Source organism: Bradyrhizobium sp. IC3123 (assembly GCF_020193625.1).
GTDB classification, from domain to species: domain Bacteria; phylum Pseudomonadota; class Alphaproteobacteria; order Rhizobiales; family Xanthobacteraceae; genus Bradyrhizobium; species Bradyrhizobium yuanmingense.
The window spans coordinates 66344-88510 of record NZ_JADYVF010000005.1 but is presented as its reverse complement, the minus strand read 5'-3'; the positions used below and the strand labels follow the sequence as shown (position 1 = coordinate 88510).

25 protein-coding genes are annotated in these 22167 nt (G+C 64.6%); 18 read left to right on the top strand and 7 right to left on the bottom strand.

Features of this window, described 5'->3' with window-relative positions:
- From I6F20_RS18030 to I6F20_RS18020, 3 genes are read left to right on the top strand one after another with little or no spacing between them, the layout of a single operon-like run.
- A complete protein-coding gene (locus I6F20_RS18030; protein WP_036023194.1) occupies positions 1-444 on the top strand; it encodes a hypothetical protein in 444 nt (147 codons plus the stop codon).
- Positions 445-452: 8 nt separating this feature from the next.
- The gene (locus I6F20_RS18025; protein ID WP_036005954.1) at positions 453-662 is read left to right on the top strand and encodes a hypothetical protein; all 210 of its coding nucleotides are present in this window, start codon (positions 453-455) and stop codon (positions 660-662) included.
- 2 nt (positions 663-664) lie between these two features.
- Positions 665-1429, top strand: a complete 765-nt coding sequence (locus I6F20_RS18020) for a hypothetical protein (protein ID WP_036005895.1) — start codon at positions 665-667, stop codon at positions 1427-1429.
- A 35-nt stretch (positions 1430-1464) separates the two neighbouring features.
- On the opposite strand, the gene arsC is transcribed toward I6F20_RS18020, so the two are convergent.
- From arsC to I6F20_RS18000, 4 genes are read right to left on the bottom strand one after another with little or no spacing between them, the layout of a single operon-like run.
- Positions 1465-1866, bottom strand: a complete 402-nt coding sequence (arsC, locus tag I6F20_RS18015) for an arsenate reductase (glutaredoxin) (RefSeq protein ID WP_225127217.1) — start codon at positions 1864-1866, stop codon at positions 1465-1467.
- Positions 1863-2564 (bottom strand): aquaporin, encoded by a 702-nt coding sequence (locus I6F20_RS18010; RefSeq protein WP_036005890.1) that lies wholly within the window; start codon positions 2562-2564, stop codon positions 1863-1865. Before I6F20_RS18010 ends, arsC begins: the two co-directional genes overlap by 4 nt.
- Positions 2564-3031 carry an arsenate reductase ArsC gene (locus tag I6F20_RS18005; RefSeq protein ID WP_249781831.1) on the bottom strand — a complete coding sequence of 156 codons (468 nt, stop codon included), beginning with the start codon at positions 3029-3031 and terminating at the stop codon, positions 2564-2566. Before I6F20_RS18005 ends, I6F20_RS18010 begins: the two co-directional genes overlap by 1 nt.
- Before the next feature lie 52 nt (positions 3032-3083).
- The gene (locus tag I6F20_RS18000; RefSeq protein ID WP_225127214.1) at positions 3084-3446 is read right to left on the bottom strand and encodes an ArsR/SmtB family transcription factor; all 363 of its coding nucleotides are present in this window, start codon (positions 3444-3446) and stop codon (positions 3084-3086) included.
- Positions 3447-3566: 120 nt separating this feature from the next.
- Between I6F20_RS18000 and I6F20_RS17995 the strand changes: the two genes are divergently transcribed.
- From I6F20_RS17995 to I6F20_RS17955, 9 genes are all read left to right on the top strand, one after another.
- A complete protein-coding gene (locus tag I6F20_RS17995; protein ID WP_036005951.1) occupies positions 3567-3884 on the top strand; it encodes an ArsR/SmtB family transcription factor in 318 nt (105 codons plus the stop codon).
- A 48-nt stretch (positions 3885-3932) separates the two neighbouring features.
- Complete coding sequence (locus I6F20_RS17990) at positions 3933-5294, top strand: NAD(P)-binding domain-containing protein (RefSeq protein ID WP_225127212.1); 1362 nt, start codon at positions 3933-3935, stop codon at positions 5292-5294.
- Positions 5291-6466, top strand: a complete 1176-nt coding sequence (locus tag I6F20_RS17985) for an MFS transporter (protein WP_249787848.1) — start codon at positions 5291-5293, stop codon at positions 6464-6466. The genes I6F20_RS17990 and I6F20_RS17985 overlap by 4 nt, the downstream gene beginning before the upstream one ends.
- 60 nt (positions 6467-6526) lie before the next feature.
- Positions 6527-7714, top strand: coding sequence for an MFS transporter (locus tag I6F20_RS17980; RefSeq protein ID WP_225127602.1), 1188 nt, complete (start codon positions 6527-6529; stop codon positions 7712-7714).
- A 53-nt stretch (positions 7715-7767) separates the two neighbouring features.
- The gene (locus I6F20_RS17975) at positions 7768-8229 is read left to right on the top strand and encodes a hypothetical protein (protein ID WP_346276206.1); all 462 of its coding nucleotides are present in this window, start codon (positions 7768-7770) and stop codon (positions 8227-8229) included.
- Positions 8230-8322: 93 nt separating this feature from the next.
- A complete protein-coding gene (locus I6F20_RS17970) occupies positions 8323-8715 on the top strand; it encodes a FixH family protein (protein ID WP_036005880.1) in 393 nt (130 codons plus the stop codon).
- 80 nt (positions 8716-8795) lie between these two features.
- Positions 8796-10217, top strand: a complete 1422-nt coding sequence (locus tag I6F20_RS17965; RefSeq protein ID WP_036005877.1) for an efflux RND transporter periplasmic adaptor subunit — start codon at positions 8796-8798, stop codon at positions 10215-10217.
- A complete protein-coding gene (locus I6F20_RS17960; protein WP_225127209.1) occupies positions 10214-13405 on the top strand; it encodes an efflux RND transporter permease subunit in 3192 nt (1063 codons plus the stop codon). The genes I6F20_RS17965 and I6F20_RS17960 overlap by 4 nt, the downstream gene beginning before the upstream one ends.
- 61 nt (positions 13406-13466) lie before the next feature.
- The gene (locus tag I6F20_RS17955) at positions 13467-13946 is read left to right on the top strand and encodes a DUF411 domain-containing protein (RefSeq protein WP_036005872.1); all 480 of its coding nucleotides are present in this window, start codon (positions 13467-13469) and stop codon (positions 13944-13946) included.
- A 236-nt stretch (positions 13947-14182) separates the two neighbouring features.
- On the opposite strand, the gene I6F20_RS17950 is transcribed toward I6F20_RS17955, so the two are convergent.
- Together I6F20_RS17950 and I6F20_RS17945 are read right to left on the bottom strand one after the other, a co-directional pair.
- Positions 14183-14590, bottom strand: a complete 408-nt coding sequence (locus I6F20_RS17950) for a GFA family protein (protein ID WP_225127207.1) — start codon at positions 14588-14590, stop codon at positions 14183-14185.
- Between the two features lie 131 nt (positions 14591-14721).
- Complete coding sequence (locus I6F20_RS17945) at positions 14722-15801, bottom strand: Cj0069 family protein (protein WP_225127205.1); 1080 nt, start codon at positions 15799-15801, stop codon at positions 14722-14724.
- Positions 15802-16248: 447 nt separating this feature from the next.
- Between I6F20_RS17945 and I6F20_RS17940 the strand changes: the two genes are divergently transcribed.
- Positions 16249-17133: a DUF1259 domain-containing protein gene (locus I6F20_RS17940; RefSeq protein WP_036023215.1), complete on the top strand. Its 885-nt coding sequence runs from the start codon at positions 16249-16251 to the stop codon at positions 17131-17133.
- A 164-nt stretch (positions 17134-17297) separates the two neighbouring features.
- Positions 17298-17492: a hypothetical protein gene (locus I6F20_RS17935; protein ID WP_225111727.1), complete on the top strand. Its 195-nt coding sequence runs from the start codon at positions 17298-17300 to the stop codon at positions 17490-17492.
- A gap of 66 nt (positions 17493-17558) precedes the next feature.
- Here the strand turns inward: I6F20_RS17935 and I6F20_RS17930 are convergent, their stop codons facing one another.
- A complete protein-coding gene (locus tag I6F20_RS17930) occupies positions 17559-18359 on the bottom strand; it encodes an IclR family transcriptional regulator (RefSeq protein WP_036005860.1) in 801 nt (266 codons plus the stop codon).
- A 170-nt stretch (positions 18360-18529) separates the two neighbouring features.
- Here I6F20_RS17930 and I6F20_RS17925 point away from each other — a divergent pair, with 170 nt between their 5' ends.
- Genes I6F20_RS17925 through I6F20_RS17910 form a run of 4 tightly spaced genes read left to right on the top strand, consistent with a single transcriptional unit; the run spans position 18530 to position 22142 of the window.
- Positions 18530-19690, top strand: coding sequence for an aminotransferase class V-fold PLP-dependent enzyme (locus tag I6F20_RS17925; RefSeq protein ID WP_225127600.1), 1161 nt, complete (start codon positions 18530-18532; stop codon positions 19688-19690).
- A 22-nt stretch (positions 19691-19712) separates the two neighbouring features.
- Positions 19713-20606 (top strand): amino acid ABC transporter substrate-binding protein, encoded by an 894-nt coding sequence (locus tag I6F20_RS17920; protein ID WP_225127204.1) that lies wholly within the window; start codon positions 19713-19715, stop codon positions 20604-20606.
- A 49-nt stretch (positions 20607-20655) separates the two neighbouring features.
- Entirely contained in the window at positions 20656-21450 is a 795-nt protein-coding gene (locus tag I6F20_RS17915; protein WP_036023223.1) for an amino acid ABC transporter permease, read from the top strand.
- Positions 21447-22142: an amino acid ABC transporter permease gene (locus I6F20_RS17910; RefSeq protein WP_036005852.1), complete on the top strand. Its 696-nt coding sequence runs from the start codon at positions 21447-21449 to the stop codon at positions 22140-22142. Before I6F20_RS17915 ends, I6F20_RS17910 begins: the two co-directional genes overlap by 4 nt.
- The last annotated feature ends 25 nt before the right edge of the window (positions 22143-22167 follow it).

Here is a 22167-nt window from a genome sequence, read left to right as displayed (position 1 = left end):
ATGAAGCGGAATGCTCTACTGGCTCTGGTGGTTGCGGGTCTGTTGGCCGCGGGATCCTCGCTCGCCGCGCCATTGATCACGGAAGAGGAGGCCAAGCTGCCGCCTCCCAAAGGCGCGGTCGCCGTCGATCAGCGCGGCATCATGCGCGGCCCGAAAATTGAGTTCGTCTCGCCGGGCGCTCCCGCGAATTCTCCTCTGCGGCTGGTGTTGAAATTCCAGTCCTATGGCGGGGCCAAGATCGATCCGGAATCGGTCAAGGTGATCTTCCTCCGAACGCCGAACGTCGACCTGACGCCTCGGGTCAGGCCCTTCGTGCAGCCAGATGGCATCAACATGCAGGATGCGGAGTTGCCGCCGGGGGAGTACACGATGCGTGTCGACATCAAGGACAGCGATGGCCGGCCGGGCACGACCGTCTTCACCCTGAAGGTTGCGCCCAAGTGAGCTCGCAGGTGAACTCGCAAGTGGCGTGCCTCTACTGCCGGTCGGAAAATGCCGAGGGTGCGCTGGTCTGCGCCTCGTGCGGGCGCGACATCGCCGTTCCCGCCACGTTGCTTGCCGAGCGCGACGATCTCTTGCGCAAGCGCGAGGATCTGCGCGATGAACTGAAGCGGGCCAGAGGCGAGATCGAAGCCATTATGAGGCGAGGGAAGTCGCGCTAGCGATGGAATGTCCGTTCTGCGCCGAGACGATCAAGGACGAAGCCATCGCGTGCAAGCATTGTTCGCGCGACTTGCGCGTCGTGCGACCGACGCTCCTCGAGATCGACGAGATCGTTGCCGAGCTGGACAAGCTCAGGCGGGATCTCGATCGCGTCAACGTCCGTCTCGAGCGCTACAACAATCCGCTGCGCTATTACGGAACGCATGCGGTGCTCTATGTGGTCATTCCAGCCCTGCTGCTGGTGATCGCGCACGTGCTCGTGACCATCACCTTCAACGTGTCCCCCATCCCGCTCCGGATTGCATCGATCGCCATACCGCTGCTGTTCGGCTTCGTGGCCTATCCGTTGCACCGGGTGTCCGCCCTGACGGCGTTCGTGCTGGCGTTCCTGGCAGCGGCCGTCAGCGTCCTATCGATGCTGACGGTTACGGGGATCCATGACCATGTTCCGATCCTTCCGACGATCTGGATCGAATGGCGTGAAGTGTTCGAATATGGCGCGAGCATCCTGCTCGCCTTCGTCTCCGGCAACATTCTCAGCGTCGTGATCTTCCAGATCCTGCCGCGTGTGCTGACGCAGGGAGGCAAGCCGAACGCTTTCGCATTCAGGGTGGCGCGGCTGCTCGGGCAGCATGTCGGCGAGGAACAGCTGCGCCGTCGTGCCCGCTTGATTCAGGATCTCATGCAGACCGTCGGGCCGCTCGCGGGCGTTGCTGCGACCGGTATCGGCTCGATCTATGCGGGGTTGAAGGGCTTGCTGGGCTAGCTCGACTGCATCTGTCTCACGGCGCGCCTTCAGGCCTAGCGCGCTTCCACCACCTCGCCGTCCTCTTTCACGAACCGGCCAACCGGATTGTCCAGGAGATCGACCACGGCTTCCGACGGCCGGCACAAGCGCGTGCCCTTTGGCGTCACCACGATCGGCCGGTTGATGAGGATAGGGTGGGCGATCATGACATCGAGGAGCTGCTCATCGCTCCATTTGGGGTCGTCCAGGCCGAGCTCCTTGTAAGGCGTTCCCTTCTCGCGCAGCAGCGCGCGGACCGGAATGCCCATGGTCGCGATCAGTTCCTTGAGCTTGTCCCGCGAGGGTGGAGTCTTCAGATATTCGATGACATCAGGCTCGACGCCGCTCTGCCGGATCATCGCCAGCGTGTTGCGCGAGGTGCCACAGGCGGGATTGTGATAGATCGTGACGGTCATCGAACTGTCTCCGTGATTGCGACCGAGGCGGACGCGCGTGAGCGGCCGAGCAACCAGTTCATCAGCAGCATGCCCGCGAAGGCGCCGCAGAGTTCCGCGAGGATGAATCCGGGCAGGTCAGCGGGGCGAATGCCGGCGAACGTGTTCGTCAGCGACCTTGCGATGGCCACCGCAGGGTTGGCAAACGACGTGGAAGCCGTGAACCAATAGGCGGCCGTGATGTAAAGGCCGACCAGCCAGGGGATGGCCGTCCGCTGAAACCGGATGCCGGCCAGGATCGTCGCGACCAGCCCGAACGCAGCGACCGCTTCGGCGAACCATTGCGGCCCTCCGGTTCGGACCTTCGTCGAGAGGTCGAGCAGCGGCAGGCCGAACATCAGATGCGCCGCCAGCGTTCCCGCGATGCCGCCAGCGATCTGCGCGATCACGTAAAGCGCGGCCTCGTTGACCGGCAGCTCGCGCTTGCCGGTGAAGACGAGCGTCACTGCGGGATTGAAATGTGCGCCGGAGATCGGACCGAGCACCGTGATCAGGACAACCAGAATGGCCCCGGTCGGCAAGGTGTTGCAGAGCAGCGCAAGGGCGACGTCCTTGGTCAGCGTTTCCGCCATGATGCCGGAGCCGACCACGGTGGCGACCAGAATACCCGTGCCGAGCGCTTCAGCCGCGAGGCGCCGCGGGAGATCGAAACTGTCCATCAGCCGGCCTTCGGCGCCAAATCGGTTGCACCTTCGGAGCGGCCGATTTCGCGCAGCTTGATGCCGAGCGAAAGCTTGTCGATGCTCCTCAGCGGGAGGTTCACGAATGTAGCGATGCGGTTTCTCAGATAGCGAAACGCGGTGACGAATGCCGCCTGTTTCTCCAGTTCTGAACCCTCTGCCGCGGCAGGATCCTCGATGCCCCAATGTGCCGTCATCGGCTGGCCCGGCCAGATCGGACAGGACTCGCCCGCTGCGTTGTCGCAGACGGTGAAGACGAAATCCATCACCGGTGCATCCGGAGCGGCAAACTCCAGCCAGCTTTTCGAGCGCATTCCGTCGGTGGGATAGCCCGTCTGTTCCAGCGTGCGCAACGCCAGCGGATGAACTGCGCCTTTCGGGGCGCTGCCGGCGGAGAAGGACTGAAAGCGGCCGCCGCCGTCCTTGCGCAGGATCGACTCAGCCAAGATCGATCGCGCCGAGTTGCCGGTGCATAGGAACAAGACGTTAAACCTGTGATCAGACACGGCTTCGCTCCTTTCGTTTTGGCGAGCAGCACGATTGCAAGGTCTCGACGACGGGCTCGCAAACCTCCGGCCGTCCGCCGCAGCAATCGCGCAGCAGGAAGAGCGCGACGTCGCGGAATTCGCCGAGATTGGCGCGGTAGACGATCGAGCGACTGTGCCGCTCGGAGGACACGAGGCGGGCGCGGCTCAGAATCGACAGATGCGCCGACAGCGTGTTTTGCGGGACTTCCAACAGGCGGGCGAGATCGCCGGCCGCAAGACCGTCAGGCTCGTGCCTGACCAGCGTCCGGAACGCCTCCAGACGGGTCGGTTGAGACAGCGCGGCGAGCGCCAGGACGGCTTGCTCTGTTTCCATATATCCAGATTTATGGAAATTTCCGGCAACATGTCAACCCGAAATCCAGGCGACCTCGTATTTCCAATATTCTAGAATTATCGTTTGACAGCGGGGCTGCACAGGCGCATCATGTCGCGCATGAAGATCGACGACGCAGCAGCACGCTTGGAAGCCCTGGGGAATCGGACCCGCCTGCAGATTTACCGGGCGCTGGTCCGGGCCGGGCACGCGGGCATGCCGGTCGGCCGCCTGCAGGACAAGCTGAAGATTCCGGCGTCGACCTTGTCGCACCACATCAAGACGCTGGTCTCGGTCGGATTGGTCAGTCAGATCAGGGAATCGACGACCCTGATCTGCCGCGCCAATTTTGACGCCATGCGCGGGCTGGTCGATTTCCTGGCCGCGGAGTGCTGTGCGGAAGAAGCGGGATGCAAGGCTGCGCAGACCGCAGCCTGATTGATTTGGCCAGTTATTCCATAATTCTAGAAAGATGGAGGATTCGGAATGGACAAGACGGTAGCCATCATCGGGGCGGGGCCAGTCGGCCTCGCGGCCGCCGCTCATGTGCGCGAACGCGGCATGTCCCCTGTCGTGCTCGAAGCCGGGCCCGAGGCCGGGCATGCCGTGCGGCAATGGCAGCACGTCCAGCTCTTCTCGCCGTGGGAATACAATGTCGACAAGGCCGCAGCGCGCCTGCTTGCGCCGACGGGATGGAATTCGCCGGACCCAAGCTCCTATCCCACCGGCGGCGAGCTGATCGAGCGCTATCTCGCGCCGCTGGCCACGCGAACGCCGCTGCGCGAGACGATCCGGACCTCGAGCCGCGTCACGGCGATCAGCCGCGCCGGCTTCGACAAGGCGAAGACGAAGGGGCGGGACCAGGCGCCGTTCGAAATCCGCTACCAGAACGGCAAAGGCGACGAAGTGCTGCGCGCCGATGCCGTCATCGACGTCTCCGGCACGTGGTTCTCGCCCAATCCCGCCGGCAGCAACGGTCTGCCGGCGCTCGGCGAACGCGAATGCGCCGGCCGCATCGCCTATGGCATGCCGGCTGTGCGCGGCTCCGCTCGCAGCAGATACGCCGGTAAGACCGTCGCCGTGCTCGGTGCGGGCCATTCCGCGCTGGGCACGCTGATTGATCTCGCGCAGCTCGCCGAGTGGGCGCCCGGCACCAGGCCCGTTTGGCTGTTGCGCGGGGACGATCCGGCAAAGGCCTTTGGCGGCGGCCGCAACGACAAGCTTGCCGCGCGCGGCGAGCTGGGCTCAGCCTTCGCCGCGCTCGTGACTGCCGGAAAGATCGCGGTCGAGACCGGCTTCGCTGTCACTCACATTTCGGAGATCGAAGGCCGCCTCAGGATTTCGGCAGGCGCCGGCTCGGCTGCGCGGAGTGTGATTGCGGATGAGCTGGTGGTGTCGACCGGCTTCCGGCCTGATCTCTCGTTTCTGTCCGAGCTGCGGCTGCGGCTCGATCCGGCGATCGAGGCGCCCCTCGCGCTCGCGCCGCTCATCGACCCCAACGAGCATAGCTGCGGAACGGTGCGGCCTCACGGCGCGCGCGAGCTGGCGCATGATGAGCCGGGCTTTTATCTGGCCGGCATGAAATCCTACGGCCGGGCGCCGACCTTCCTGATGTTGACCGGATACGAGCAGGTCCGCTCGATCGTCGCCGACATTGCCGGCGACAAGAAGGCCGCGGCACGGGTCGAGCTCGTGCTGCCGGAGACCGGCGTCTGCACACGCGGCAGCGTGGCGTCCGCCGCCGCGGCGGGATGCTGCGGCGGTCCGGCCAAGGCCGAACCTTCGGCCTGCTGTGCCGCCGATGAATCCGCGAAGAAGGCAGGCGGTGCGGGGTGCGGCTGCTCATGAGTCGAGGCACTGCAGGCCCGCTCACCGTCGTCATCGCCCTCGGCACCGCGCAGACCATCGCGTGGGCGTCGAGCTACTATCTTCCTGCGATCCTGGCCGCGCCGATCGCGGGCGATCTCGGTCTTGCGCCGACTTACGTGTTCGGCGCGCTGTCGGGAGCGCTCGTCATCTCCGGCCTGCTTGGTCCGCGCGTTGGGCACGCCATCGATACGTTCGGTGGGCGCGGCCTGCTTGCCGTCTCGAACCTCGTTTTCGCGGCGGGCTTGCTGCTGCTGTCCGTGGCCTATGGCATAGCGGTGCTGATCGCAGCCTGGATCCTGCTCGGCATCGGCATGGGCATGGGCCTCTATGAAGCCGCGTTCGCGACGCTTGCGCGCATTTACGGCGCCGATGCGCGACGAACGATCACCGGCATCACCCTGATCGCCGGTTTCGCCAGCACGCTCGGCTGGCCGCTCACGACTTGGCTCGCCACGGAGTACGGCTGGCGCGCGGCCTGCCAGCTTTGGGCGGTGATCCACATCAGCCTTGCCTTGCCGCTCAACCTTGCGCTGCCCCGTGCCGCTCCGTTGCATCAGGAGGCTGGACCGAGCACGGGCGCAAGCCAGCAATCCGGCGGTCAGAGCGAAACCTTCGCAATGATATTGCTGGCGTACATGTTTGCGGCCGCGAGTTTTGTCAGCTCCGGCGTCTCGGCCATCCTGCCCACCATGCTGGTTGCGTTCGGCGCCACGCCGGCACAGGCGTTGCTGGCGGGAGCACTGGTCGGACCGGCGCAAGTCGGCGCCCGCCTTCTGGAAGCAGGATGGCTTGGCCGGTTTCATCCGCTGCTGTCGGCGCGGCTCGCCATGCTCATGAATCCGATCGGGGTGCTTGCGCTGGTCGCGGGCGGTCCTTTGCTCGCACCGCTCTTCACGGTGCTGTATGGCGCGGGCAACGGCATCATCACCATTGCCCGTGGTACGCTGCCGTTGGCGCTGTTTGGGCCGGTCGGGTTCGGTAGACGGGTCGGGATGATTTCGCTGCCTTCGAGGGCAACGGGCGCCTTCGCGCCGCTTGCGCTGGGACTGATGGTGGAGCATCTCGGCAGCAGCGCGCTCTGGATCGGCGCGCTGGCCTCGGTCTCTGCATTCTTCGCGCTTCTGCTGCTTCGTGGGGATCAGACGACATGAGTCGCTGTCCGACGGGAGGAGAACATTCGTAGCTTGCGCGGCTGGCCGTTGATTGCGGTGATGTGTATCGGCCAGCTCGGCAATCTGCTGCCGCACGTGACCTTGTCCGCGAACCTCGCCCAGCATCTGATGCCGGTGTGGGGATTGTCCGCCGCCGAAGGCGGGATGATGGCGAGCGGCTACGCGTTTGGCTACATGCTGGCGGTGCCCGTGCTGACGACGCTGACCGATCGCATCGACGCTCGGCTCGTGCTTCTCGGCGGCTCTGTCGTCAGCGGACTTGCGACCGTCGCCTTTGGCATCTTCGCGCAAGGCTTCTGGTCGGGGACCATCATCTGGTCGCTGGCCGGCCTTGGTTTTGCCGGTGCCTACATGCCGGGGCTCAAGGCACTGACCGACCGGTTGCCCACCGGCGACACCTCGCGGGCGGTCACGCTCTACACGTCGAGCTTCTCGGTGGGCGTCGGCCTGTCGTTCCTGATCGCCCAAGTCCTCGCCGACGGCTGGGGATGGCGGACCGCCTTCTACGTGACCGGCATCGGTCCCATCGCGATGGTGGGCGCGTGTCTCTTGATCGAGAGCCGCCGTCCCGCTCCAAGAGCAGGACGCCTTTTGAACTTTGCGCCCGTCTTCGCCAACCGCGAGGCGCTCGGTTACATCTTCGGCTACGGCGCGCACTGCTTCGAGCTCTACGGCATTCGCACCTGGCTGGTCGGGTTCTGGACCTACGTCGTCGCGCATCAGGGTGCGCCCTCATGGCTGAGCCCGGTCCTGATGAGCTTCTGCTTTGCAGTGATCTCCATGCCGGCCAGCATCCTCGGCAACGAGGCCGCACTGAAATTCGGGCGACATCGGGCGATCACGGTGGTGATGATCGCCTCGGCTTGCGTTGCCCTCGTCATCGGCCTGAATGCGACGGCTCCGGCATGGGTGTTGGCGCTGCTGCTGATGATCTATGGCCTGACAGTGCCGGCGGATTCCGGTGCGTTGACGGCCGGGATGTCGGCCGCGGCTGTCTCCGAGCATCGCGGGGCGACTCTGGCCCTGCATTCGACCGCCGGGTTCGGCCTATCGGCGATCGGAGCCTGGGGAACCGGGGTTGCCCTCGATGCCGCTGGCGGCCCCCAGAGTGCAGAGGGCTGGCTGCTGGCCTTCATCGTGCTCGCGGCCGGGATCGCGCTCGGCCCGCTCGCGCTGCTATGGTCGCGGACGGCGCGGTCCGACGAGCTGGTATCGAAGTCGCGATAGGCGAGGCAGGATGCGGGCGGTCGGCCTGACAGGCCTCGGAGCCTCGGTCACGAATGCTTGACTTTGATCAAAGAATGCATTCGGCCGCAGACTATGGTACTCAGGCAACGTTGCGGTTCCCAAAGGTATCCAAAAGGTTAAAAGCACGTTTCATGCGGATCGTTCGGACCATCCTGGCATTCGCCATCGCCATCTCCCTGGCGATGCTGCCGGCTGGCGTGTCCGCTTCCGGCGTCGCGATGTCATCGGGTGACATGCAGGCGGCCATGCAGGTGGGCGGCGACGACGATATGTCGGTGCACGATTGTTGTCCCGACATGAAGGGAACGGGCTCCGACACCGGCTACCAATGCGGGATGGGCTTCTGCTGTGTCGGCGGCACCGTCGCACTGGCGGACATTCGTCCCCTGGCGTTCGAATTCCTTGCCGTCGCGGCAGCGGAAACCGCTATTCCTGCCGATCAAGTCGTCGACTCGCGCGGCGGCAGTCCTCCCTTCCGGCCTCCTCGAATCTGATCTCTCAAGACGCGCGCGGGCACGCCCCGCGCGGCGATGACTGATGTGCGCATTCAAGCGTCGCGGTCGAGATCAATTCATGAGGACAGGACAATGCTTTCCAAGTTCAGCACCGCGGCTGTTGCCGCCACCCTTTCGCTCGCCGCTTCAGTCGCCTTGGCGGGTGCCGGCGATTACGCTTTCGAGCCGGTCAATCCCGAGATGAAGAAGGGCGACGACGTCACGCTCGCCGTTCGCCTGACCAACAAGCAGACCGGCAAGCCGGTGCCCGACGCCGTCATCTTCAAGACGCGCGTCGACATGGCTCCGGACGGCATGGCCGAGATGGAATCGGCGGTCGCGCCACTGCCCTCCAAGGAGCCGGGCGTCTACGCCTTCAGGACGGACCTGCCGATGGCCGGCCGCTATCAGGTCACGCTCTCGGCGAAGGTGCAGGGCGAGCCTGAGACGGTCACCGGCAAGGTCATCGTCAAGGCGATCAAGTGAGCTTTCGGGCGCCGTCGGACGGCGCCCGAACTTCTCTTTCCCATTCACATGGACGCGCGCTCCGAGCGCGCGAAACAACCATGAAGACGTTGCGTCTCTTGACGACTCTCGCTCTCGGCAGTGGCCTCGCCCTTGGCGCGTACTGGTTCTCGAACGAGGGGCGCTGGTCGGTCCATGCCGAGGTGACCCCGGCTGCGGCGCCAGCGGACCGGACTCCGCTCTACTATCGCGATCCGAGCGGCGCGCCGCTTTGGTCCGCCGGGCCAAAGAAGGACGACCGCGGGCGGGACTATCTGCCGGTCTACGATGACGACAAGGCCGCCCAGGCAGAGCCGAAGCCACCGCAGGCGGCTTCATCGCGAAAAATCCTCTACTACCGCAATCCGATGGGGTTGCCCGACACCTCGCCGGTGCCGAAGAAGGATCCGATGGGGATGAACTATGTCCCCGTCTACGAAGGCGACGACGCCGATGACGGCACGGTGAAACTGTCGCCCGGCAAGATCCAGCGCAGCGGCGTGAAGTCCGAGCCGGTGGCGCGGCGATCGGTCCAAGTCCTGGTCAAGGCGCCCGGTACGATCCAATTGGACGAGCGCCGCGTCTCGGTGATCGCGATGCGGGCCGAGAGCTTCGTGCAGAAGATCGCGGACGTCACCACCGGCTCCCGCGTCAAGGCGGGCCAGCCGCTGATGGAGATCTACAGCTCGGCGGTCGCCTCCGCGGCGGCCGACTATCTCGCGACCATCACCTCCAAGACCGTCGGCGGGGTCGAGATCTACGGCCGCGGCTCGCGGCAACGGCTGATCAATCTCGACGTTCCCGAGCGGGTGATCGCCGAGATGGAGAGAACGCGTGTCGCGCCCGTCACCATCCATTGGTCGGCGCCGCGCGACGGGATCGTGCTCGAGCGCAACGCGATCGAAGGCATGCGCGCCAATCCCGGCGACGTGCTGTTCCGCATCGCCGACACCTCGCTGGTCTGGGCGCTGGTCGACGTCGCCGAGCGCGATCTCGGCAACATCGCGGTCGGGCAGTCCGTCGCGGTGCGCGTGCGCAGCTTCCCCGGCCGAAGCTTCACCGGCAAGATCGCGGTGATCTATCCGCAGGTGAACCGCGAAACCCGGACGGTTCGCGTCCGCATCGAGCTCGCCAATCCCGAAGCGTTGCTGCTGCCGGACATGTATGTCGATGCCGACGTCGACACGGCCGATAGCGCGCTTGTCCTGACGATCCAGGACAGCGCGGTGCTCGACACCGGCACGCGGCAGGCCGTCCTCGTCGACAAGGGGGACGGGCGCTTCGAGCCGCGGGAAGTGAAGCTCGGCCGGCGCGGCGGCGGCTTTATCGAGGTGCGCGACGGCCTTGCCGAAGGCGAAGCGGTGGTCACATCAGCCAACTTCCTGATCGATGCGGAAAGCAATTTGAAGGCCGCGCTCAAAGGCTTTGCCGAGGCTGCGCCTCAAGCCTCCGACGCCGGCCATGCGACGGGAGAGCACAAATGATCGCCCGCATCATCGCCTGGTCGGCGCGCAACCTGCTGCTGGTGCTGTTCGGCACCGGCTTTGCGGCGGCCGCCGGCTTCTACGCGCTGCTGCATCTGCCGCTGGATGCGATCCCCGACCTCTCGGACACCCAGGTCATCGTCTACACCGAATATCCTGGCCAGGCGCCGCAGGTGATCGAGGACCAGGTCACCTATCCCTTGACGACGGCGATGCTGACCGTGCCGAAATCGAAGGTGGTGCGCGGCTTCTCCTTCTTCGGCGTGTCGTTCGTCTACGTGATCTTCGAGGACGGCACCGACATCTATTGGGCGCGCTCGCGCGTGATGGAGTTCCTGAACGGCGCCACGTCGCGGCTTCCCGTCGGCGTCACCCCCACCATCGGGCCCGATGCGACCGGCGTCGGCTGGGTCTACCAATACGCCGTGATGTCGAAAGAATTGAACCTCGCCGACACGCGCACGATCCAGGACTGGAATCTGAAATTCGCGCTCGCCAAGGCCGAAGGCGTGGCCGAGGTCGCCAGCATCGGCGGCTTCGTCAAGCAGTACAACGTGGTGCTCGACCCGCAGCGCATGCGCGACCGCGGCATCAGCATGCAGAAGATCCGGGAGGCGATCCGTGCCAGCAATGCCGACGTCGGCGGCCGCACGGTCGAGCTGTCGGAGTTCGAATACGTCATTCGTGGCAAGGGCTACATCAAGAGCATCAACGATCTCGGCAACATCGTCCTGAAAACGAGCAACGGCACGCCGGTGCTGCTGCGGGACGTCGCCAATGTCGAGCTCGGACCCGACGAGCGGCGCGGCATTGCGGAGCTGAACGGCGAGGGCGAGGTCGCAAGCGGCATCGTGCTGCAGCGCTTCGGCGTCAACGCGCTCGACGTCATCGAAAACGTCAGGAAGCGTTTCAAGGAGATTGCGAGCAGCCTGCCGAAATCGGTCGAGATCGTCCCGGTCTACGACCGCTCGGGCCTGATCTATTCGGCGATCGACACGCTCAAGCACACGCTGTTCGAGGAGAGTATCGTCGTCGCGCTCGTCTGCATCGTGTTCCTGCTCCATGTCCGCAGCGCGCTGGTCGCGATCTTGATGCTGCCGGTCGGCGTGCTGATGGCGTTCGGCGCCATGAAGCTGCTGGGCCTGGGATCCAACATCATGAGCCTCGGCGGCATCGCGATCGCGATCGGCGCCATGGTGGATGCCGCGATCGTCATGATCGAGAACGCGCACAAGCACCTTGAGCGCGCCGAGCCCGGTCAGTCGCGTGTCCAGATCCTGATCGACGCGGCATCCGAAGTCGGCCCGGCGCTGTTCTTCAGCCTTCTCATCATCACCGTGTCGTTCATGCCGATCTTCACGCTGGAATCGCAGGAGGGGCGGCTGTTTAGCCCGCTGGCGTTCACGAAGACCTTCGCGATGGCGGCCGCGGCCCTGTTGTCCGTCACGCTGGTGCCGGCGCTGATGGTGATCTTCGTCCGCGGCAGGATCGTGCCGGAGAGGAAAAACGTCATCAACCGCTTCCTGATCTTTATCTACCGCCCGGTCATTAAGGGCGTGCTGCGTGCCAAGACGCCGGTGATCCTGGCTTCGCTGGTCGTGCTCGCCGTTACGATCTGGCCGGCGCGGCAGCTCGGCACCGAGTTCATGCCGACGCTGAACGAGGGCACGCTGCTCTACATGCCGACGACGCTGCCCGGCATCTCCGTGACCAAGGCGGCCGAGCTGATGCAGACGCAGGACCGCATCATCAAGTCGTTCCCGGAGGTCGAATCGGTCTACGGCAAGGCGGGGCGGGCGGCGACCGCGACCGATCCGGCGCCGACCGAGATGTTCGAGACGGTGGTCAGTCTGAAGCCGAAGGAGCTTTGGCGGGAAGGCGTCACCATCGACGGCCTGATCGCGGAGATGGACAAGGCGCTGCAGTTTCCGGGCGTCTCCAACGCCTGGACCATGCCGATCAAGGCGCGCATCGACATGCTGTCCACCGGCATCCGCACCCCCGTTGGCGTCAAGGTGATGGGCACCGACCTCGTCGAGATCGACCGGCTGGCGAAGCAGGTCGAACGGGTGATCAAGACGGTGCCGGGCACCTCATCGGCCTATGCCGAGCGCGGCATCGGCGGCTACTATCTCGAGATCGTCCCGGATCGCGAGGCGCTCGCCCGCTATGGCATCCTGATCCAGGACGTTCAGGACACCATCGCGGCGGCGCTCGGCGGCCAGACCGTCACGACGACGGTGGAGGGGCGGCAGCGGTTCACGGTGAACATGCGCTATCCGCGCGACCTGCGCGACAATCCCAAGGCGATCGCCAGCGATATCCTGGTGCCGATGCCCGCAGGCGGCGCGGTGCCGCTCGGCGAGGTCGCGAAGGTCGAGCCGGCGCGCGGGCCGACCTCGATCCGGACCGAGAACGGCCAGCTCGCGACCTACGTCTACGTCGACATCCGCGATCGCGACATCGGCAGCTACGTCGCCGATGCGCAACGCGCCGTGACTGACAGCATCCAGTTCCCATCAGGATATTACGTGGTCTGGAGCGGTCAGTACGAATATCTCCAGCGCGCCGCGGCGCGCCTGAAGATCGTGGTGCCGGTGACGCTGACGATCATTTTCCTGCTGCTGTACCTGAATTTCAGGGCCATGACCGAAACCCTGATCGTGATGCTGTCGCTGCCCTTCGCGCTGGTCGGCGGCATCTGGATGATGTGGTGGCTCGGCTTCAACATGTCGGTCGCCGTCGCCGTCGGCTTCATCGCGCTTGCCGGCGTCGCCGCCGAGACCGGCGTCGTGATGCTGATCTATCTCGAGCATGCACTGGCCGAGATCAAGGCGACGTGCAGCGCCGAGGGCAGGGGCCTCACCCGGCAGGATCTCCACGAGGCGATCATGGTGGGCGCGGTCGAGCGCGTCCGTCCCAAGATGATGACGGTCGTCGCCATCATGGCGGGCCTGCTGCCGATCATGTGGAGCACCGGAACCGGGTCGGAGATCATGCAACGAATTGCGGTGCCGATGATTGGCGGCATGATATCGTCGACGCTGCTGACGCTGATCGTGATCCCGGCGATCTTCGGGTTGGTGAAGGGTGTCCGCCTGCCGCCCACGCGCGAGGACAGAGAACAACCGGCTGAGATGCCCAAGCCGATCGGCGCCAGATTGCGCGTCGTGGAGCCGGCCGGATGAGGCGAGCCGTGACGCACGATCATATGTCAGGGCGACGGAGTGACAGAAGAGGAAGCCGAAGATGAAGCAACGCGCATATCTGATGACCCGCCGGTCCCTTGTCGGGCTGATGGCCGCGGCAGCTTTTGCAAGGCCCGCCGCGGCAGCATCCGACGCAGCCGCGCTCACGGTGCACCGGGATCCGAGCTGCGGCTGCTGCGCCGGCTGGGTGCAGCATCTGCGGGACGCAGGATTTACCGCCCAGGTGGAGGAGACTCCCGACCTCGAGCCGATCCGGGCGCGTCTCGGCGTCCCCTCGAACCTGGTCGCGTGTCACACGGCAGAGGTCGCCGGTTATGTCGTCGAGGGGCACGTGCCGGCCGCGGCCGTGCGACGCCTCCTCGCGGAGCGTCCAAACGCGAAGGGAATAGCCGTGCCGGGCATGCCGGTCGGATCGCCGGGCATGGAAGGCGGCAAGCCGCAGCGTTACGAGGTCGTGCTGTTCGGTGCCGACGGTCAGAAGCCGTTCATGCGCTTCATCGGCGCGCAGGAAATTGATTGAGAGTGCTGCGCGAGGCTAGAGTGCGATGACATGAGCCCTGATCGCGCAACGACGGAGGTGCGCTCCCTCTCCCGCTCGCGGGAGAGGGTTGGGGAGAGGTGCTTCCGCAATGGGACAATCCCCAAGAGGAGAAAGCCCTCACCCGGCGCTTCGCGCCGACCTCTCCCGCAAGCGGGAGAGGTTGCACCGAGCCCGTGGCAATCGATTCAACCTAAGGTCATTCCGCCTAGCCATCACTACGGCTGCGGCGGATAGCGCTCGAAGGCCGGCAGTTCGTGCGCATGCTCCATCCAGCGCAGGCGCTCGGCGACCTGGATCTGCATCGTGGCAGGCACGACCTCAGGGTCGTCGTAGGTCGCGCTCTGGATGTCGATGACCCCCGGCAGCATGTTGGCATTGACGTAGAACAGCCCGGTTCCGCACGCGCTGCAAAAGTGCCGCCGCCCGTGTTCCGAGGAGCGGTAAACCTTCGGCTCGCCCTTGGTCACCTTGACCGCGCCCTCGGGGTACATCGTCCAGCCGACGAGCGGAGCCCCGGCGTGAAGCCGGCAATCGCGGCAGTGGCAAAGCGCGTGCACGATCGCCTCGCCCTCGACCTCGTAGCGGATTGCACCGCAGTGACAGCCGCCCGTGATTTTGCTCATGCGTTCCTCCGATCGAAGATGAATTCAGATCGATAGCTCTCGAGCCTTTTGGCTTCAACAACGCAACCAATTCGAGATTGCGTCCTACTGTCGCCTGACAGCTGCTGCCATTTCCGACGAGCGCGACCAGGCTAAGTTCGCGCCCGTGTACGTTCGGTCCGCATCAGCCGTTGCTTCACCGTCCGGGCGATCGCAGCCGGCGCCTCCTCGGGGATCGCAAAGCACGAGCTCGCGTTGATCTCGCAGAGCACGTAGGTGTCTGCGCCGGCCGCATCTTTCGGCCCGTACAGGAAGTCCGCATCCCAGATCACCGGCAATGACGACTCATCGATGCCGAGCGTTGCCATCATCTGCGGCGTCCATTCGTCCTCCATCGCTCCTCGCAGCGCCTGGAATGGCGGAGCATCAGGCCCGTGCATGATCCGCGGCCCGGGCTGCGCCTCAGGCGCCTCCGGTCCCTCCGGCGGCGGCGGGATCAGCGCCTTGATCTTCTGGTGTCCGAAGCCTGCGACTTTGGCGCCGCTCATGTAGCAGCGGATCATGCCGTCGGGCAGGCGCGGTTGAAACGCCTGGTCGATGATGCAGCCGCCCCAACCGAAATAGGGCTCGCACCGTGCGAGCAGCGCATCGATCGGCATGTCCTCCGGCGTGCTGCCGCGCTGCGCGTGCAGCACGCGAACCATGCCTTCGGTATCGGGCAGGGCCTCAACCTTCCAGACCCCCTGGCCGCCATTGCCGCGGTTCTGCTTCAGCACGCGCTGGCCGCTGGCACGAAGGCGCGCCGGAAACTGGCTGCGGAAGCTTATGGCGGTGTCATAGCGGTGCGTGTCGGCGCCCCAGCCCAGATGCCGTGTCCGATAGAGCACCTCCTTGACGCCCATCTTCAGAATGATGTCCGGATGCGCGCTCACCCATGGCCCTTGCGCCGCGACGTCGCGCAGCAGGGCGTCGAGCTCGGCGCGGGTCTTGCCCTGGTGGATCGGATCGACCCAGACCAGCACGCCGTCGGCTGCAAGCAATTGGTCGCGGACCGCGCCCGCAAAGCTCTCGTCATAGATCACTGGGAAGGCGTCGATGCCCGCGGCGGCGAGCGCTTCGAAGACGCGGACGAAGCGGCTGTTCTGCGCCGTCGCCTCGCGCCGCGCGACAATGTCGCCGCGCGAGAGGATGGCGATGGTTCGGAGGGGAGAGGAGTGACGTTCGGTGTCCATGCGCAAGCTCCACGGAATTGCGTGCTGCGCAGAGCTTGGACCTGGGTCTCACGGGGAGTCTGCATCGTCCCCACGCCGACAATGTATGTGAAACCGCCTCGTCGTTTCAAGATGGCGGCTGGCGGGTTCCTTCAAAGGGTGAACTCTTCGTGACGTGACGCGGCCGTGCGCCGGTTGACAGTTCTGCCCTGCGGGTTTTTAGTCAGCGCGACGGGGATGTGCGATCTCCCCGCGAGGCGACATGCCCAAGCATCGCGTCCTGATCACCAAGGGCGCAGCATGTTCACACACCGCAACTCCATTCCACGACCCTCTCGGCTTGCCGGCATCCGAACCGCCATGGCATGCGCCTCCGCGGCGAGTCCGCTGTGTGTGGCGGAACGGCCGGAGCGGCCTCACTTATCCGATTGGGGCAGGGACACACCCAGAGCTCAAGGGAGCTGATCCATGCATAAGACGGTTTCGGCACTGATCGGCGTCGCTGCCTGCTTCATCACGAACGCTCACGCGCAGGGCATCGACTGGCAAAAGGTCGATGAGGCACTGGGCCGCAAGCCAACCGTTGCGGACGATGTCCATCGCTACGGCTTCCCGCGCACCGATCTCACCGTGACGTTGGATGGCGTCACGATCAAGCCGGCGCTGGCGCTTGGCGGCTGGCTGGCGTTCAAGCCTGCGCATGGCGGAACCATGGTCATGGGTGACCTCGTGCTGCTTGAGACCGAGATCAATCCAGTGATGGCTAAGATGATGGCGAGCGGTCTCGAGATTACCGCCGTGCACAACCATCTGCTGCGCGCAAGCCCGGCGACATTCTACATGCACGTCGCCGGACACGGCGACCCTATCAAGCTGGCGTCGGCAATCCGTGATGCGCTCGCCGAAAGCAAGACGCCCCTGACGGTCGCCGCAGCCGGGAATCCGCCCTCTATCGATCTCGACACCGCAAAGCTCGATCAGATCATCGGCGTCAAGGGGCAGGGCAATGGCGGCGTCTACCAGTTCAATGTGAAACGGCGCGACCCGATCACGGAGAACGGCATGCTGCTAACCCCCGTCGGTCCAATGGGCGTCGCGACCGCCATCAATTTCCAGCCGACCGGCGGCGGCAAGGCCGCCATCACCGGCGATTTCGTGCTGACCAGCGACGAGGTGAATCCAGTCATCGCGGCGCTGCGGACGCATGGCATCGAGGTGACGGCGCTGCACAGCCATATGCTGAACGAACAGCCGCGACTCTTCTTCATGCACTTCTGGGCCAATGACGACGCGATCAAGCTTGCTGAAGGCTTGCGCGCGGCGATCGACAAGACCGCCAGCACCAAGAGCTGATCCAAGGCACAGAAAATGCACCGTGAGGCGTTTCAATGATTGAATGTCTGACGTGTTGGGGCAGCCGACGATGCGCGCCGCTTTGGCCTTTGCGTCGCGGGCGTCGGCACGGGCCGGTCTCGTCCTGGCCGCCTATGCTGGCTGTGCTGATGGGAGGAAACGCCATGGCCGAGAGCCTGAATTTTGACGACGCTCCTGCAGGAACAGCGCCGGCAGGGTCCGAAATTTCCGGCCTTCTGTCGATGGCGGGACCCATGGAGAGCCAGCCGGCGATACAGAAGCTGCGCGCCATCCTGCCGCCGCAAGAGCCCATCGCACATGCCCGCGAGTGGGCGAAGTCGCACCGCCCGAGATATTGACCAAGGCCTGATCCGGCTTGCAGGGCGAGGACAATCTCGGTGACTGTGGACGACGTTCGAGCAGCATCAGCTTGCCGACACGGCTTCGCTTACGCCGTCCTCATTGTCCGCGAGGATCGTCTCCGATAGCAGCGCAGCGGCCTTCTGCAGGGGAGCTATGAACCGATCCAGCTCGGTGAAGCTCACCCGTGCCACGGGAACAGACACACCCAGGCACGCGATCAGCTCGCGATCCGGTGAGAGGATGGGAACGGCACAGCCGACCACGCCTCGCACATATTCTTCATTGGTCTTGGCCCAGCCGCGCTTGCGGGTCTCATCGAGCACCTTCATCAGGTGCTCGACGTCCACGATCGTGGTTTCGGTGTATCGCGTCAGCGTGAGCGCGTGGCACAGCTTCTCGCGCGCGCGTTCCGGCAGCCGGCTCATGTAGATCTTGCCGGTCGACGTGCAGTGGAGCGGGGCCGCTTCGCCGGGATTGAATTGCAGGCCTTGAGGTTGCGATACGCGGACGCTGTCGACGTAAGCAACGACGTTGTCCCGCACGACGCCGATCTCGCATTGCTCGCCGATTTCGGCGGCGACGGCGCGGAGCACCGCGTGCCGGCGGGCGGTACGGAAAGCTGCGCCGATGACGCGGGCCGACAGCGTGACCATTTGATTGCCGACCACGTACCGCTTCGTTCCCACGGCTTTCTGAAGCAGCCCGCGCTGTTCCAGATTTCCGATGAGCCGATGCGCAGTCGGCAGCGGCAGGGACAGCGCAGCGGCGATGTCCGCGACCGAGGCTGCTCTGGTCTGGCTGGCGACATAGCCAATGATCGCGAAGGCGCGGTCCAATGGCCCGTCGGTACTCGGCTGCTGCATTTCGCCAGTCTCCACCCGAAGTACAAATTATCATTTTTCGGAATGAAATATACTGGAATATGAAAATTTGTATAGGCACTTTTGTGTCGTGCCCATATCGTTGGCGCTGCTCGGTGGTGAACAGGATTTGTGCAGTGCGAGCCACCGGGGAAGTGCTTCAGGAGATCGGGATGTCAGGCCATTACGACGTCGATGCCGTGCGGAGGGAGTTTCCGGCTGCCGAGCGGATCACCTATCTCGATTCCGGCTTCCAGACGCCGCTTGCGCGCCCCGTCAAAGCGGCGATCGATCGTTTTCTGAGCGAAGGTCTCGAGACCGCCGGCCCGAAGAGCGTCTGGCTCGATCGCGTCGAGCAGACGCGCGAAAAGCTGGCGCGGTTTCTCGGCGTATCGGGCGACGGGATCGCCTTCACCAAGAACACCTCGGAAAGCATGAACATCGCCGCGAATGCGCTGCCGCTGCGCGCCGGTGACAAGGTCCTGATGATCCACGGCGATCATCCGAACAACGCCTACGCGTTCCTCAATCTGCGGCGCAAGGGTGTGACCGTCGCATTCGTGCCGATGACGGAGATCGTGAACGCCGACAGTCTTCGTCCCTACATCGATGCGAGCACGAGGGCGATCTCGATCTCGCAGGTGACATTCCATGCCGGCCATCGTTTCGACATCGAAAGCATCGGCGCCCTCTGCGCGGAGAAGGGGCTCCATTTCGTCGTCGACGTGATGCAGGCGATCGGTGTCGTGCCAATCGATGCGAAAGCCATGCGCGCGACCTTCATCGGTTCGGGCAGCCATAAGGGGCTGCTCGTGCCGCAAGGGCTGGGCCTGCTCTATTGGGACAAGTCGAGGGCTGAGCTCGAGCCGACCTATCTTGCGGCCGCGAGCCTCGCTGAAGTCCCGGCCGATCTGATCGCCCGGCCTGACAGGCTCGATCCGGCCCCGAGCGCGCGCCGCTTCGAGCTCGGCAATTTCAATCTTCCGGCGATCCATGCCCTCGATGCCTCGCTCGACATGATCGAAGCGCTGGGCGTCGAGAACATCCAGAACCATTGTTTCGATCTCGGCGATCATCTCATCGCCCGGCTCGATGTGCTGGGCGTTCGCCTGGTCGGCCCTCGCACGCGGCAGCATCGCGCGCCGCACATCTACGTCATTGCGCTGCCCGCGGCCGAATGGCTCGGCCATTTCGAGGAGAATAACGTCCGCGTGTCGCCGGAGCGAGACGGCATTCGCGTGTCGTTCGGGATGTTCAACACGATTGCCGACGTCGACCGCCTGATCGAGGTCATCCAGCGGCGCGGCGTGAAGCCATCATCGAGAGCCGCATAGGCTGTCCAGCAAGGAGACGTACATGACGAAGTTTGCATGTGTCTTGAGCATTCTGTCGGTCATTGGCGGCCTCGGCAGCGCCGCTTCTGCCGCCGACAGCCCCACGCTGGCCAGGATCAAGTCGAACGGCGCCATCACCATCGGTCATCGCGAGGCCTCGATCCCGTTCTCCTATCTCGGTCCCGACCAGAAGCCGATCGGGTTCTCGCTCGACCTCTGCGCGGCCATCGTCGAGCGCATCAAGGCGGAGACCGCCTTACCCAATCTCAAAGTCAATTACGTTCCGGTGAACTCGTCCAATCGCATCCCGCTGATCCAGAGCGGCACCGTCGACATCGAGTGCGGCGGCACGGCCAACGACAGGAAGCGGCAGGAGCAGGTCTCGTTTTCCGTCGCCACCTTCGTCAGTCAGCCGCGCTGGCTGGTCAAAGCGGACAGCGGCCTGAAGACGGCCGGCGATCTCAAGGGCAAAACCATCGTCGTCACCCAGGGCTCGAATGCCGTCGGCTTCGCGCAAGGCGTGAATGCGAAGGAGCAGCTCGGCTTCAACATCGTCCAGGCAAAGGACCATGCCGAATCCTTCCTGATGCTGAACACCGGCCGCGCGGCCGCGTTCATGGAGGACGACATTCTGCTCGCCGGCCTCAAGGCCGCAGCTCCGAAGCCGGATGCGCTGATATTTCTCCCCGAGGGTTACGCCAAGATCTATTATGGCCTGATGTTCACGAAGGGCGATACCGGCTTCAAGGCGCTGGTCGACGACGTTCTGTCGAAGCAGATGGCATCGGGCCAGTTCGAAAAGACCTACGCCAAATGGTTCACCAGGCCAATTCCGCCCAAGAACGAGAACCTGGCGTTTCCGCTGACGGTCGATCTCACGGAACGGATCGCGCGTCCCAGCGACGCGGTGGACTAATTGCGACGTCGGCGGAGAGTGTCCCGCAAACCGAGCCCTGAGGTTCGCCATGTTTGCAGTGCTTCTTGAACAGACCGCAGACGGCCAGCGCTATATCGACTGGCTCGTGTCGGGCCTCGGCTGGACCCTCGCGCTGGCGTTCTTCGGCTGGTGGATTGCCTTCGCGGTCGGGATCGTCGTCGGCATCGGCCGCACTGTGCAGAACCGAGCCGTCGCGGCACTTGCCCGCCTCTATGTGGAGATCTTCCGCAACATCCCCGTGCTGGTGCAGATGTTTCTCTGGTACTTCGTCCTGCCGGAGATTCTTCCCGCCTCGCTCGGGAACGCCATCAAGCAGATTCCGCCGCCCTGGGGATCGTTCTTTCCGGCACTGGTGTGCCTCGGTCTCTACACCGCCGCCCGGATCGCCGAACAGGTGCGTGCCGGGATCGAGGCCCTGCCGAAAGGTCAGGTCGAAGCGGCAAGCGCGCTCGGGCTCAGCGGGTATCCGACCTATCGCTACGTCATCGTGCCGCAGGCGCTGCGCCTGATCATTCCGAGCCTGACCAGCGAGGTGATGGGCATCTACAAGAACACCTCGGTCGCGCTCACGATCGGGCTGATGGAGCTGACGGCGCAGGCCCGCCAGATCAGCGAAGCGACATTCCAGACCTTCACCGCTTTCGGCGCCGCGACGCTTGTCTACCTCGCGCTGGCGCTCATCGCCTATCAGGGGATGGCGTTGATCGACAGGGCCGTGCGCATTCCGGGGACGAGCCCTGCGGACGATGCAGTCAAGCCGGGCGCGACGCACGCCATCCAACCGCTTGATTCCCTGCCTGACGCGATGGAGGTCGTGAAGTGACCAGCCTCGATTTCTCCGTTGTGCTTCAGGCGTGGCCTTACCTCTGGTCGGGCCTGCTGTTTTCCCTGGCGCTGACCGCCGTTGCTTTCGTGGTCGGCCTGGTCCTCGGCACCTGCCTGGCCCTCGTGCAGCACTTCGAAGTGCCCGTGCTCGGCAAGCTCGTGCGCGGCTATGTCGCCCTGATGCGCTCGATCCCGCTGATCCTGGTCCTGTTCTGGTTCTTCTTCCTGGTGCCGATCGTGCTCGGTCATCTCGGCGGAAGCGGGCGACCGGTCCCGATCGGCGCCACCTGGACCGCCTTCATCACCTTCGGCCTTTTCGAGGCGGCCTATTACTCGGAGATCATCCGCGTCGGATTGCGCGCCGTGAACCGGGGTCAGTTCGAGGCCTGTCAGGCCCTCGCATTGTCGACCTTCGATACCTATCGCGCCGTGATCCTGCCGCAGGTGCTTCGCGTCGCCAGCCCGATCATCCTGAGCCAGACCATCATCCTGTTCCAGGATACCTCGCTGGTTTACGTGCTCTCGCTCACCGATCTGCTTGGCGCAGCCTCGAAGCTGGCGCAGCTCAATGGCCGTCTGGTCGAGATGTATCTGGTGATTGCGGTGGTCTACCTCGCGATCAGTTCGGCGGCATCGCAATGCGTGGCGTCCTTGCGCAAGCGATATGCGATCGCGGGACTACGCCGCTAGCGCTGCGCACGGTCATCCCAGTCTT